General features: G+C 52.6%; 11 protein-coding genes and 1 pseudogene. 11 read left to right on the top strand and 1 reads right to left on the bottom strand.

Annotated elements, in window-relative coordinates; genetic code table 11:
* Nucleotides 1-6 precede the first annotated feature (6 nt).
* The 9 genes from ACJHX4_RS10035 (at nt 7) to araD (ending at nt 7,975) form a co-directional block, all read left to right on the top strand.
* Complete coding sequence (locus tag ACJHX4_RS10035) at nt 7-471, top strand: YhcH/YjgK/YiaL family protein (RefSeq protein ID WP_000576089.1); 465 nt, start codon at nt 7-9, stop codon at nt 469-471.
* A 22-nt stretch (nt 472-493) separates the two neighbouring features.
* Nucleotides 494-1,414 (top strand): DUF4862 family protein, encoded by a 921-nt coding sequence (locus ACJHX4_RS10030; RefSeq protein WP_000856275.1) that lies wholly within the window; start codon nt 494-496, stop codon nt 1,412-1,414.
* 113 nt (nt 1,415-1,527) lie between these two features.
* Nucleotides 1,528-1,995, top strand: a complete 468-nt coding sequence (yiaM, locus tag ACJHX4_RS10025; protein WP_000821446.1) for a 2,3-diketo-L-gulonate TRAP transporter small permease YiaM — start codon at nt 1,528-1,530, stop codon at nt 1,993-1,995.
* 2 nt (nt 1,996-1,997) lie between these two features.
* On the top strand, nt 1,998-3,275 hold the full coding sequence (gene yiaN / locus ACJHX4_RS10020) for a 2,3-diketo-L-gulonate TRAP transporter large permease YiaN (RefSeq protein WP_000153839.1): 1,278 nt from the start codon (nt 1,998-2,000) through the stop codon (nt 3,273-3,275).
* A 12-nt stretch (nt 3,276-3,287) separates the two neighbouring features.
* Nucleotides 3,288-4,274 carry a 2,3-diketo-L-gulonate TRAP transporter substrate-binding protein YiaO gene (gene yiaO / locus ACJHX4_RS10015; RefSeq protein WP_000776929.1) on the top strand — a complete coding sequence of 329 codons (987 nt, stop codon included), beginning with the start codon at nt 3,288-3,290 and terminating at the stop codon, nt 4,272-4,274.
* Nucleotides 4,275-4,277: 3 nt separating this feature from the next.
* Nucleotides 4,278-5,774: an L-xylulokinase gene (gene lyxK, locus ACJHX4_RS10010; RefSeq protein ID WP_000196111.1), complete on the top strand. Its 1,497-nt coding sequence runs from the start codon at nt 4,278-4,280 to the stop codon at nt 5,772-5,774.
* Nucleotides 5,771-6,433 (top strand): 3-keto-L-gulonate-6-phosphate decarboxylase UlaD, encoded by a 663-nt coding sequence (ulaD, locus tag ACJHX4_RS10005; protein ID WP_000089476.1) that lies wholly within the window; start codon nt 5,771-5,773, stop codon nt 6,431-6,433. Before lyxK ends, ulaD begins: the two co-directional genes overlap by 4 nt.
* Nucleotides 6,426-7,286: an L-ribulose-5-phosphate 3-epimerase gene (locus ACJHX4_RS10000; protein WP_001296521.1), complete on the top strand. Its 861-nt coding sequence runs from the start codon at nt 6,426-6,428 to the stop codon at nt 7,284-7,286. The genes ulaD and ACJHX4_RS10000 overlap by 8 nt, the downstream gene beginning before the upstream one ends.
* Nucleotides 7,280-7,975, top strand: coding sequence for an L-ribulose-5-phosphate 4-epimerase (araD, locus tag ACJHX4_RS09995; RefSeq protein WP_000893156.1), 696 nt, complete (start codon nt 7,280-7,282; stop codon nt 7,973-7,975). Before ACJHX4_RS10000 ends, araD begins: the two co-directional genes overlap by 7 nt.
* Nucleotides 7,976-8,006: 31 nt before the next feature.
* On the opposite strand, the gene ACJHX4_RS09990 is transcribed toward araD, so the two are convergent.
* Entirely contained in the window at nt 8,007-8,822 is an 816-nt protein-coding gene (locus tag ACJHX4_RS09990; RefSeq protein ID WP_000891826.1) for an AraC family transcriptional regulator, read from the bottom strand.
* 225 nt (nt 8,823-9,047) lie between these two features.
* Between ACJHX4_RS09990 and ACJHX4_RS09985 the strand changes: the two genes are divergently transcribed.
* Together ACJHX4_RS09985 and ACJHX4_RS09980 are read left to right on the top strand one after the other, a co-directional pair.
* Entirely contained in the window at nt 9,048-10,448 is a 1,401-nt protein-coding gene (locus tag ACJHX4_RS09985) for an MFS transporter (protein ID WP_000204818.1), read from the top strand.
* A 10-nt stretch (nt 10,449-10,458) separates the two neighbouring features.
* Nucleotides 10,459-12,428 (top strand): annotated as a pseudogene (locus ACJHX4_RS09980) (glycoside hydrolase family 127 protein).
* Nucleotides 12,429-12,453 lie beyond the last annotated feature (25 nt).

Raw genomic sequence — 12,453 nt, 5'->3', positions numbered from 1 at the left:
TAAGCCATGATTTTTGGACATATCGCGCAGCCTAATCCGTGCCGTTTGCCCGCCGCCATTGAAAAGGCGCTCGATTTTCTGCGCACCACCGACTTCAACGCCCTGGATCCGGGCGTTGTCGAAATCGACGGCAAGAATATTTATGCGCAAATTATCGATTTAACCACACGCGAAGCGGTGGAAAACCGTCCGGAAGTGCATCGTCGGTATATCGATATTCAGTTTCTGGCGTGGGGTGAAGAGAAAATTGGCATTGCCATTGATACGGGAAACAATAAAGTCAGCGAATCACTATTAGAGCAGCGCGATATTATTTTTTATCACGATAGTGAACATGAATCATTTATAGAAATGATACCGGGTAGTTACGCTATTTTCTTCCCGCAGGATGTACATCGCCCGGCATGTAATAAAAATGCCACTACGGCAATACGCAAGATCGTGGTTAAAGTGGCCCTCGCTGCTTTATAAAAAATGATTACTGGAGCACATAATGAAAACGAATAATGCCGGTTATATTATCGGCGCGTATCCCTGTGCACCTTCTTTTCACCAAAGAAGTGAAGAGGAAGAGAAGGATTTCTGGCGACAATTATCTGAGACTCCAGACATTTTGGGTCTGGAACAACCTTGCCTGGAAAATTTTCACCCTCTTGGCGATCAATGGTTACTCCGTCATACGCCAGAGAGCTGGAAATTTGTCGTCACCGCAGTGATGGAAACCATGCGTCGCCGCAGCGAAAACAGCGGGTTTGGTCTCGCCTCCAGTGATGAAGAACAGCGCCAGGCCTGCGTGGCGTACTATCGCCACCTGTTCAATAAAATCAACGCATTGCAGGCTAATAAAGTGCTCGCACTGGCGCTCCAGGCTGCACCGTTAGCAACGAATCCTAATGTTATGCAAGCGACGGACGCTTTTGCCCGCTCATTGAAAGAAATCGCCAGTTGGGACTGGCCGTGCAAGCTGGTGCTGGAACACTGCGACGCCATGACATCTTCTTCCCCCCGAAAAGGCTTTTTGCCTTTAGAAAATGTGCTGGAAGTTATTACCGATTATGACATCAGCATCTGTATCAACTGGGCGCGCTCTGCCATTGAAGGGCGCAATACAACGCTGCCGCTGACCCACACCCAAATGGCGAAACAAGCCGGAAAACTCGGCGCGTTGATGTTCTCTGGTACGACGCTAAACGGGGCATACGGCGAATGGCAGGATTTACACGCACCGTTTGCACCATTCTGCGCAGAAAGCCTGATGACCACAGATCATGTTCGCGAGTTATTTAATGTAGCAGAATCGTCAACATTGCATTTTGCTGGCATCAAGCTACTGGAAATAAATGCGACGGCTGATGTGCACCATCGCATCGAAATATTACGTAACGGCATTCACTCTCTGAATGAATCTCGTTAAATAGATCCGCTTATATATCACTTTGAATATCTAATTAGCCGTTTTCTGATAATTATTACGAATATTAACAACATTAGCGCATAAAAAATATTGCATAACCAGAAGGACTCGTTATGAAACGGATACTCGAAGGCATTCTTGCGATCATCATCGCAATACTGTCTTGTATTATTTTTATTAATATCATTCTTCGATATGGATTCCACACAAGTATATTATCGATTGATGAATTATCCCGACTTTTATTTGTCTGGTTAACCTTTATTGGCGCAATCGTTGCTTATATGGACAACAGCCATGTGCAGGTTACTTTTTTAGTCGAAAAACTCTCACCGGCTAATCAACAACGTGTTTCGCTGCTAACCCATACGCTCATTTTATTGCTGTGTCTGGGGCTGGCCTGGGGCGCTATAGAAAAAACAGCGCAAGACTGGAGCAACTTATCGCCCATTCTTGGCGTCCCCGTTGGCTTAATGTACGCCGCCGCTATCCCCACCAGTCTGATTATCGCATTGCTGGAATTGCGTCACTTATACCGGCAGTTCACAAATACCCCCAGCCGAAACCAACAAGGAGCCTGACGATGACAATCCTTATATTTATTGTCAGTTTGTTAGGGGCTATCGCAATTGGTGTTCCCATCGCCTGGGCATTATTGTTGTGCGGCATCTCATTGATGTTCTGGATGGATATCTTTGATGTGCAAATTCTGGCACAAACGTTGGTAAATGGCGCAGACAGCTTCTCCCTGTTAGCCATCCCCTTCTTTGTACTGGCGGGTGAGATCATGAACGCGGGCGGCCTGTCGCAACGTATCGTCGACTTGCCAATGAAACTGGTAGGCCACAGGCCAGGCGGTCTGGGTTACGTGGGCGTGCTGGCAGCGATGATCATGGCAAGCCTGTCCGGTTCTGCGGTTGCTGATACCGCAGCTGTCGCGGCGCTGCTGGTGCCGATGATGCGCCAGGCCAACTATCCGGTAAACCGCGCCGCCGGGCTTATCGGTTCCGGCGGGATTATTGCGGCCATTATCCCACCTTCCATACCACTCATTATCTTCGGCGTCTCCAGCGGACTCTCCATCAGTAAGCTGTTTATGGCGGGCATCGCACCGGGCATCATGATGGGCGTCACGCTGATGGTTACCTGGTGGTGGCAGGCAAAACGACTGAATTTACCTTGTCAGCCGAAAGCCTCACTGCGAGAAGTCTGGCAATCCTTAGTTTCCGGTATTTGGGCGCTCTTTTTACCGATAATTATTATTGGCGGTTTCCGTTCGGGGTTATTTACACCGACCGAAGCAGGCGCGGTTGCCGCCTTCTACGCTCTGTTCGTCTCGGTGGTGGTCTATCGCGAGATGACCTTCTCCACGCTTTATCATGTGCTGATTAACGCGGCAAAAACCACATCCGTGGTGATGTTCCTGGTGGCCTCTGCTGCGGTATCTGCATGGCTTATTACGATCGCCGAATTACCCATGATGGTATCGGAGCTATTACAACCGTTGGTTGATTCGCCTCGCTTATTATTCATCGTCATTATGCTCGCTATTATGGTGATCAGTACGGTCATGGACTTAACGCCTACCGTATTAATTCTTACACCAGTATTAATGCCATTAGTGAAAGAAGCGGGAATAGATCCGGTCTATTTCGGCATCATGTTTATTATCAACTGTTCAATATCACTGATTACGCCTCCAGTCGGTAATGTTCTTAACGTGGTATGCGGCGTGGCGAAACTTAAATTTGACGATGCGGTAAAAGGCGTTGCGCCTTACGTCATGGTTTTATTCATGTTGTTAGCATTATTTATTTTTATACCGGAGCTCATTACCGCTCCTCTTAAATGGATGAGTTAAAAGGAAATCATAATGAAATTACGTTCTGTAACCTACGCTTTATTAATTGCCGGAGTGGCGACGTTCAGCACATCTTCTCTGGCGGCACAATCATTACGTTTCGGTTATGAAACCTCACAAACCGATTCACAACATATTGCGGCGAAAAAATTTAATGAATTACTGCAGGAAAAAACCAAAGGCGAACTGAAATTAAAACTGTTCCCGGATAGCACCCTTGGTAATGCGCAGGCGATGATCAGCGGCGTGCGTGGCGGCACTATTGATATGGAGATGTCTGGCTCTAACAACTTTACGGGACTCTCGCCCGTCATCAACCTGCTCGATGTCCCGTTCCTGTTCCGCGATACCGCTCACGCGCATAAAACGCTCGACGGCAAAGTCGGTGATGACCTGAAAGTCTCCCTTGAAGGTAAAGGGCTGAAAGTGCTGGCTTACTGGGAAAACGGCTGGCGCGATGTCACCAACTCACGCCAGCCAGTTAAAACACCTGCCGACCTGAAAGGACTAAAAATCCGCACCAACAACAGCCCGATGAATATCGCCGCATTTAAAGTTTTTGGCGCTAACCCGATCCCGATGCCGTTTGCCGAAGTCTATACCGGGCTGGAAACCCGCACTATCGACGCTCAGGAACACCCGATCAACGTCGTCTGGTCAGCAAAATTTTTCGAAGTGCAGAAGTACCTTTCTCTGACCCATCACGCCTATTCCCCACTTCTGGTGGTGATCAACAAAGCGAAGTTTGATGGCTTAACCCCGGAGTTCCAGCAGGCACTGATCTCATCTGCGCAGGAAGCGGGTAGCTATCAGCGCAAACTGGTCGCCGAAGATCAGCAAAAAATCATCGACGGTATGAAAGAAGCGGGCGTGGAAGTCATCACCGATCTCGACCGCAAAGCCTTTAGCGATGCGCTGGGTACCCAGGTCCGTGACATGTTTGTTAAAGATGTTCCCCAGGGTGCTGATCTGCTGAAAGCCGTGGATGAGGTGCAATAAACCATGACGCAATACTGGCTGGGGTTAGATTGTGGCGGTAGCTGGCTGAAAGCCGGGCTGTATGACCGAGAAGGCCGGGAGGCGGGCGTGCAGCGCCTGCCGCTGTGCGCATTAAGTCCACAGCCAGGCTGGGCAGAGCGCGACATGGCAGAACTGTGGCAATGTTGCACTGCTGTCATTCGCTCCCTGCTTACCCATTCTGGCGTCAGCGGGGAACAAATTGTCGGTATCGGCATCTCCGCGCAGGGAAAGGGCTTATTTCTACTTGATAAAAACGACAAACCGCTCGGTAACGCCATTTTGTCCTCGGATCGCCGGGCGATGGAAATCGTTCGTCGCTGGCAGGAAGATGGCATCCCGGAAAAACTCTATCCGCTGACCCGACAAACCTTATGGACCGGGCATCCGGTGTCGCTGTTACGCTGGCTGAAAGAGCACGAACCAGAACGCTACGCGCAAATTGGCTGCGTGATGATGACGCACGACTACCTGCGCTGGTGTTTAACCGGCGTCAAAGGTTGCGAAGAGAGCAATATTTCTGAGTCCAATCTCTACAACATGAGTCGCGGGGAATATGACCCGTGCCTAACCGACTGGCTGGGGATCGCTGAAATCAATCACGCCCTGCCGCCTGTTGTCGGATCTGCCGAAATCTGCGGGGAAATCACCGCTCAGACAGCCGTACTGACTGGTCTGAAAGCGGGTACCCCCGTTGTCGGCGGCCTGTTTGATGTGGTTTCCACCGCACTCTGCGCCGGGCTCGAAGACGAATTCACCCTCAATGCGGTGATGGGGACCTGGGCGGTGACCAGCGGCATAACCCACGGTTTACGTGACGGTGAAGCGCATCCGTATGTCTATGGTCGCTACGTTAACGATGGTCAATTTATCGTTCACGAAGCCAGCCCCACCTCTTCCGGCAATCTCGAATGGTTTACCGCACAGTGGGGAGAAATCTCATTTGCTGAGATTAATCAGGCCGTAGCCAGTTTGCCGAAAGCCGGTGGCGCTCTCTTTTTCCTGCCGTTCCTGTACGGCAGCAACGCCGGACTCGAAATGACCAGCGGTTTCTACGGGATGCAGGCCATTCACACCCGTGCACACCTCTTACAGGCTATCTATGAAGGGGTGGTGTTCAGCCATATGACCCATCTCAACCGGATGCGCGAACGTTTTACTGATGTGCACACCCTGCGCGTCACTGGCGGCCCGGCGCACTCCGATGTCTGGATGCAAATGCTGGCTGACGTCAGCGGTCTGCGTATCGAGCTGCCGCAGGTGGAAGAAACCGGCTGCTTTGGTGCGGCACTTGCCGCCCGCGTCGGTACCAGGGTTTATCGCGATTTCAGCGAAGCCCAACGTGACTTACAGCACCCGGTACGCACCCTGCTGCCGGATATGGCCGCCCATCAGCTTTACCAACAAAAATACCAACGCTATCAACATCTCATTGCCGCACTTCAGGGTTATCACGCCCGCATCAAGGAGCACACATTATGAGTCGACCACTTCTGCAACTGGCCCTCGACCACTCATCACTTGAAGCCGCGCAGCGCGACGTGACGCTGTTAAAAGACAGCGTCGATATTGTCGAAGCAGGCACCATTCTCTGTTTAAACGAAGGGCTTGGCGCAGTGAAAGCCTTGCGCGAACAGTGCCCGGACAAAATCATCGTTGCCGACTGGAAGGTCGCCGACGCGGGTGAAACGCTCGCGCAACAGGCATTTGGCGCAGGCGCTAACTGGATGACCATCATCTGCGCCGCGCCGCTCGCCACGGTGGAAAAAGGCCACGCGATGGCACAGAACTGCGGCGGTGAAATTCAGATCGAGCTATTCGGCAACTGGACGCTGGACGATGCCCGTGACTGGCATCGTATTGGTGTACGACAGGCGATTTATCATCGTGGTCGTGACGCGCAGGCCAGCGGGCAACAGTGGGGCGAGGCCGATCTGGCACGCATGAAGGCGCTTTCCGATATCGGCCTTGAGCTTTCCATTACCGGCGGGATTACCCCTGCTGACCTGCCGCTGTTTAAAGAGATCCGCGTGAAAGCGTTTATTGCCGGACGGTCGCTGGCAGGCGCAGCAAATCCGGCGCAAGTGGCCGCTGATTTTCATGCGCAAATCGACTCCATCTGGGGAGGCAAGCGTGCGTAATCATCCGTTAGGTATTTATGAAAAAGCGCTGGCGAAAGATCTCTCCTGGCCGGAGCGGCTGGTGCTGGCAAAAAGCTGTGGTTTTGATTTTGTCGAAATGTCGGTGGATGAAACCGACGAACGGTTGTCACGTCTTGACTGGAGCGCCGCACAACGTGCTTCGCTGGTCACTGCGATGCTCGAAACGGGTGTTGCTATTCCGTCAATGTGCCTGTCCGCACATCGTCGTTTTCCTTTTGGTAGCCGGGACGACGCCGTGCGCCAGCGGGCGCGGGAGATTATGAGTAAAGCGATTCGCCTGGCACGCGATCTCGGCATTCGTACTATTCAACTGGCAGGTTACGACGTCTATTACGAAGATCATGACGAAGGCACCCAGCAACGGTTTGCTGAAGGGCTGGCGTGGGCGGTTGAACAGGCAGCGGCATCACAAGTCATGCTGGCGGTGGAGATTATGGACACCGCGTTTATGAACTCTATCAGCAAATGGAAAAAGTGGGACGAAATGCTTGCGTCACCGTGGTTCACCGTTTACCCGGACGTCGGCAATCTCAGCGCCTGGGGCAATGATGTTCCCGCCGAACTGAAACTGGGCATCGACCGTATCGCCGCCATCCACCTGAAAGACACTCAACCCGTTACCGAACATAGCCCCGGACAGTTCCGCGATGTGCCGTTTGGCGAAGGCTGTGTCGATTTTGTTGGCATCTTCAAAACGCTGCATGAGCTGAACTATCGCGGTTCTTTCCTGATTGAGATGTGGACCGAAAAAGCCAAAGAGCCGGTGCTGGAGATTATTCAGGCGCGGCGCTGGATTGAAGCGCGTATGCAGGAGGCCGGATTTATATGTTAGAGCAACTGAAAGCTGACGTGCTGGCGGCAAACCTGGCGCTTCCCGTTCATCATCTGGTGACGTTCACCTGGGGCAATGTCAGCGCGATAGACGAAACGCGGCAATGGATGGTGATTAAGCCTTCCGGCGTTGAGTATGAGGTAATGACCGCCGACGATATGGTGGTGGTTGAGATAGCCAGCGGCAAGGTGGTGGAAGGCAGCAAAAAGCCCTCTTCCGACACGCCAACGCATCTGGCGCTTTACCGTCGCTTTGCGGAGATTGGCGGCATAGTGCATACCCACTCGCGCCACGCCACCATCTGGTCGCAGGCCGGACTTGATCTCCCCGCCTGGGGCACTACTCACGCCGATTATTTTTACGGAGCCATCCCCTGCACGCGCCTGATGACCGCAGAAGAGATCAACGGTGAGTATGAATACCAGACCGGCGAAGTGATCATTAAAACCTTCGAAGAGCGTGGGTTGAACCCGGCACAAATCCCGGCGGTACTGGTGCATTCTCACGGCCCGTTCGCCTGGGGAAAAAATGCCGCCGATGCGGTGCATAACGCCGTGGTACTGGAAGAGTGCGCCTATATGGGTCTGTTCTCGCGCCAGCTTGCGCCACAGCTCCCTGCGATGCAAAACGAACTGCTGGATAAGCACTACCTGCGTAAGCATGGGGCCAATGCCTATTACGGGCAGTAATCCCTCACGCCGGGGCTTCATCGCCCCGGCACTACGAATTGATATGTTCCTTGCTGTAACGCCGCTTCCACGCTGCTGGCGTTAAGCCGGTGTGTTTGCGAAAAATCTGCCGGAAATAGCCGACGTCATTAAACCCGCACAACGCCGCCACTTCCGTGAGCGATCGCGCTTCGCTAATTAACAGCTTTTCGGCTTCGCGCACCCGCTGGCGGTGGATTGCTTCTGTTAACGTCAGATGAAACACCCGCCGATAGACGCGCCCAAGATAATCGGCATTGCAGTACAGCTCGCGGGCTAAAAGCGCCGTGGAAAGCGGGCGGTGATATTGCGTGCGAATCAGTTTCTGCGCTTTCCAGGCAAGGGTGGTGCCTGCACCATCGGCCTGTTCATCAAGACGCGCGTCACGGGTGAGCTGCTGCAAAATCAGCAGCACAATAAACTCCAGCGCCGGAGTGCGTTGATGCTTTTCCTGTTCGCTTAAGAACTGGCGAAACAAGGCCACCAGCACCTGCGGATCGGCAACCTTAGTTTGTTGCGGCACGCTAAGATGAGTGAGCCAGCGCGGATCGTTGTCCGGCGCTTTAACCTCAAAATGCAGCCAGTAAAATTTGAGATCGGCGGGAAAATCCTCCACCCCAACATGCTGTCGGTTCGGCCAGAGTAATAAACTCTCTCCCGCATCGACCAGAAATATCCGTTCATCTTCCTGAATCGTTAATCGACCTTTTTCGACGAAGATAATTTCCCATGACTCCAGCCGCCTTGCAGGATGCCTCCCTACGCCACGGGAAATAAATAATCCACCATTTTGCACTTTAATCGGTAACGTCATGGATAATTCGAGCATTGATATGTAATTTCCCGCTTATTCATTAATGATTAAACACATTACCTTTTGATTATTAATCAAAAACATTAATTTCACCTGATCCATTTCACACTTTTAAATTCAGGTCGGAATCGTCACCTTTTTTTACTCTTTTCTCGCCTTGTTGATATTCCCGTTCACGGCAGAATTAATCAGGTCATTGCAATAAAACTAAAAATTGCTCCCTATTCACGAGGAATATCTATGACCTCTACACCGATTACCACCGCTGATATCGCTAAAGGTAAAATTGACGATGCGTTATCTGTACGGGAAAAAATAGGCTACGGCCTGGGTGACGCAGGCGGCACCGTAATAACTTGCCTGATCATGAACTTTCTCACCTTTTTCTACACCGACGTTTTTGGCTTAACTCCGGCGCTGGTTGGCACGCTGTTTATTGCGCTACGCGTGTTTGATGCCATCTCCGACCCGGTGATGGGCGTCATTGCCGACCGGACGCAAAGTCGCTGGGGGCGCTTTCGTCCGTGGCAGTTATGGATTGCCATTCCCATCGGCATTATCGGCATCCTGACATTCACCGTGCCAGATGCCAGCATGGGAGTAAAAATCGCCTGGGCGTTCGGTACTTACCTGCTCCTTTCAGTCGGTTATACAGCCATCAACGTACCGTACTGCGCGCTGATCAACACCATGACCACCCGCCACAATGAAGTGATCTCCTGCCAGTCCTGGCGATTCGTTCTCTGCGGCGTAGCGGGATTTCTGGTTTCGGTAGGCTTACCGTGGATGGTAGATCTCTTCGGTCAGGGCAACGCTGCACGCGGCTATCAACTTGGCGTCGGCGTATTGTGCGCCATTGCCGTGGTGATGTTCCTGTGCTGTTTCTTCTGGGTTCGTGAACGGGTGCCACTCTCCACAATGGGGAAATTTACCCTGCGCGAACATCTTGCCGGGCTGCGGAACAACGACCAACTGCTGCTGATGCTGGTCATGTCTTTCCTGCTGATTAACGTCTTTAATATTCGCGGCGGTGGGTATATGTACTTCATTACCTACGTCTTACAAGGCAGTACGGGCTACACGTCGCTGTTCTTCACCATGGTCACCTTCGCCTCCATTATCGGCTCGGTGATTGTCAGCCCATTAACGCGGCGTTTCGATACCGTCAAAATTTACTACTACACCAACCTGCTCCTCGCTGCACTGGCGGTGTTGATGTGGTTCCTGCCCTCCAGCCCGGCTTATCAAACGCTGTGGCTGGTGGTGATCCTCGGTAATGGCGTGATTCTTGGCTTCACATTGCCACTGCACTTCTCATTGATGGCCTTTGCCGATGACTACGGCGAGTGGAAAACCCGCGTACGTTCTTCCGGCATGAACTTCGCCTTCAATCTGTTTTTCATCAAGCTGGCCTGGGCCTCCAGCGCCGGGATCATCAGCCTGCTGTTTATTTTTGTCGCCTACCAGCCAGGCGTGGAAAACCAGACCGCCAGTTCGCTTGGCGGGATCGCGGCGATGGAAACATTGCTGCCTGCGCTGTTCCACCTGCTGCTGGCGATGGCGATCCGCTTTTGCAAACTCAATAACCCTATGATGTCACGCATTGCTAGCGACCTGCGTCAGCGTCATGTACAGCCTTAAGGAGCACAAGATGAACATTTCGGAAGTCGATCTGCATAAACTGACGGTCAGCGATCCGTTCCTCGGTCAGTACCAACAACTGGTCCGCGACGTGGTGATTCCTTATCAGTGGGATGCCTTGAACGATCGTATCCCAGAAGCGGAACCCAGCCATGCGATTGAAAACTTTCGCATTGCCGCCGGACTTCAGGAGGGTGAATTTTACGGGATGGTGTTTCAGGACAGCGACGTCGCCAAATGGCTGGAAGCGGTAGCCTGGTCGCTGTGCCAGAAGCCGGACGCCGAACTGGAAAAAACCGCCGACGAGGTGATTGAACTGATCGCTTCCGCCCAGTGCGAAGATGGCTATCTCAATACTTACTTTACGGTAAAAGCGCCCGAAGAACGCTGGAGCAATCTGGCGGAGTGTCATGAACTTTACTGCGCCGGTCATCTGATTGAAGCCGGAGTCGCCTTCTTCCAGGCTACGGGCAAGCGGCGCTTGCTGGAAGTGGTTTGCCGTCTGACCGATCATATCGACAGCGTATTTGGTCCAGATGAAAGTAAGTTACATGGTTATCCTGGTCACCCGGAAATTGAACTGGCACTAATGCGCCTGTATGAAGTGACCGAAGAGCCGCGCTACCTGGCGCTGACGAACTATTTTGTCGAACAGCGTGGTGCGCAACCGCACTATTACGACCAGGAATATGAAAAGCGCGGGCAGACCTCGCACTGGCACACCTACGGCCCGGCGTGGATGGTGAAAGACAAAGCCTACAGCCAGGCACATTTGCCCATCGCACAGCAGCAAACCGCCATTGGTCACGCGGTACGTTTTGTCTACCTGATGACCGGCGTCGCGCATCTCGCGCGTTTAAGTCACGATGAAAGCAAGCGTCAGGACTGCCTGCGGCTGTGGAACAATATGGCCCAGCGTCAGTTATATATTACCGGCGGCATTGGCTCACAGAGCAGCGGTGAAGCGTTCAGCAGCGATTACGATCTGCCGAATGACACGGTATACGCTGAAAGTTGCGCCTCCATCGGCCTGATGATGTTTGCCCGACGAATGCTGGAAATGGAAGGCGACAGTCAATATGCCGATGTGATGGAGCGCGCACTGTACAACACCGTGCTCGGCGGCATGGCGCTGGATGGCAAACATTTCTTCTATGTGAATCCGCTGGAAGTACATCCAAAATCGCTGAAATTCAACCATATCTACGATCACGTTAAGCCGATCCGCCAGCGTTGGTTTGGCTGCGCTTGTTGTCCGCCAAATATCGCCCGCGTGCTAACCTCGATTGGTCATTATCTCTACACGCCGCGTGAAGATGCGTTGTATATCAACATCTACGCAGGAAACAGCATGGAGGTGCCGGTAGAAAATGGCACGCTGCGCCTGCGGGTTAGCGGAAACTATCCGTGGCAGGAACAGGTGACGATTGCGGTTGAATCACCCCAGCCGGTGCGTCATACGCTGGCTTTACGTCTACCGGACTGGTGCATACAGCCGCAGATCATATTGAATGGGGAAGAGGTCGAGCAGGATATTCGTAAAGGGTATTTGCACATTACCCGTGAATGGCAGGAGGGCGACACGCTGAATCTGACTTTGCCAATGCCGGTACGTCGCGTTTACGGTAACCCGCTGGTGCGTCACGTCGCCGGAAAAGTGGCGATTCAGCGCGGCCCGCTGGTGTATTGTCTGGAACAGGTCGACAACGGCGAGTCACTGCATAATCTGTGGCTGCCCGCCGATGCGCCATTTACGACATTTGAAGGTAATGGATTGTTCCGCCATAAGATCTTAATCCAGGCACCGGGTTACCGGTATGAACAGAGCAATCCAGAGCAGCAACCGCTGTGGCATTACGACAGCGCGCCAGCCAAACGCCAGCCGCAAATTCTGACGTTTATCCCGTGGTTTAGCTGGGCCAACCGGGGTGAAGGCGAAATGCGGATCTGGGTGAATGAGGAAACCAGTGCCATCCGTAGGTAGGATAAGGCGCTCGCGCCGCAT

It is taken from the genome of Escherichia sp. WS2035 (assembly GCF_046487065.1).
GTDB classification, from domain to species: Bacteria; Pseudomonadota; Gammaproteobacteria; order Enterobacterales; family Enterobacteriaceae; genus Escherichia; species Escherichia coli.
This window is presented reverse-complemented; position numbering and strand designations above follow the sequence as displayed.

Excerpts from the sequence above, each read along its gene's own strand:
- lyxK (WP_000196111.1), top strand. The coding sequence starts at position 4,278 with ATGACGCAATACTGGCTGGGGTTAGATTGTGGCGGTAGCTGGCTGAAA.
- ACJHX4_RS10030 (WP_000856275.1), top strand. The coding sequence starts at position 494 with ATGAAAACGAATAATGCCGGTTATATTATCGGCGCGTATCCCTGTGCA.
- araD (WP_000893156.1), top strand. The coding sequence starts at position 7,280 with ATGTTAGAGCAACTGAAAGCTGACGTGCTGGCGGCAAACCTGGCGCTT.
- yiaO (WP_000776929.1), top strand. The coding sequence starts at position 3,288 with ATGAAATTACGTTCTGTAACCTACGCTTTATTAATTGCCGGAGTGGCG.
- ACJHX4_RS09990 (WP_000891826.1), bottom strand. The coding sequence starts at position 8,822 with ATGCTCGAATTATCCATGACGTTACCGATTAAAGTGCAAAATGGTGGA.
- ulaD (WP_000089476.1), top strand. The coding sequence starts at position 5,771 with ATGAGTCGACCACTTCTGCAACTGGCCCTCGACCACTCATCACTTGAA.
- ACJHX4_RS10035 (WP_000576089.1), top strand. The coding sequence starts at position 7 with ATGATTTTTGGACATATCGCGCAGCCTAATCCGTGCCGTTTGCCCGCC.
- yiaN (WP_000153839.1), top strand. The coding sequence starts at position 1,998 with ATGACAATCCTTATATTTATTGTCAGTTTGTTAGGGGCTATCGCAATT.
- ACJHX4_RS09985 (WP_000204818.1), top strand. The coding sequence starts at position 9,048 with ATGACCTCTACACCGATTACCACCGCTGATATCGCTAAAGGTAAAATT.
- yiaM (WP_000821446.1), top strand. The coding sequence starts at position 1,528 with ATGAAACGGATACTCGAAGGCATTCTTGCGATCATCATCGCAATACTG.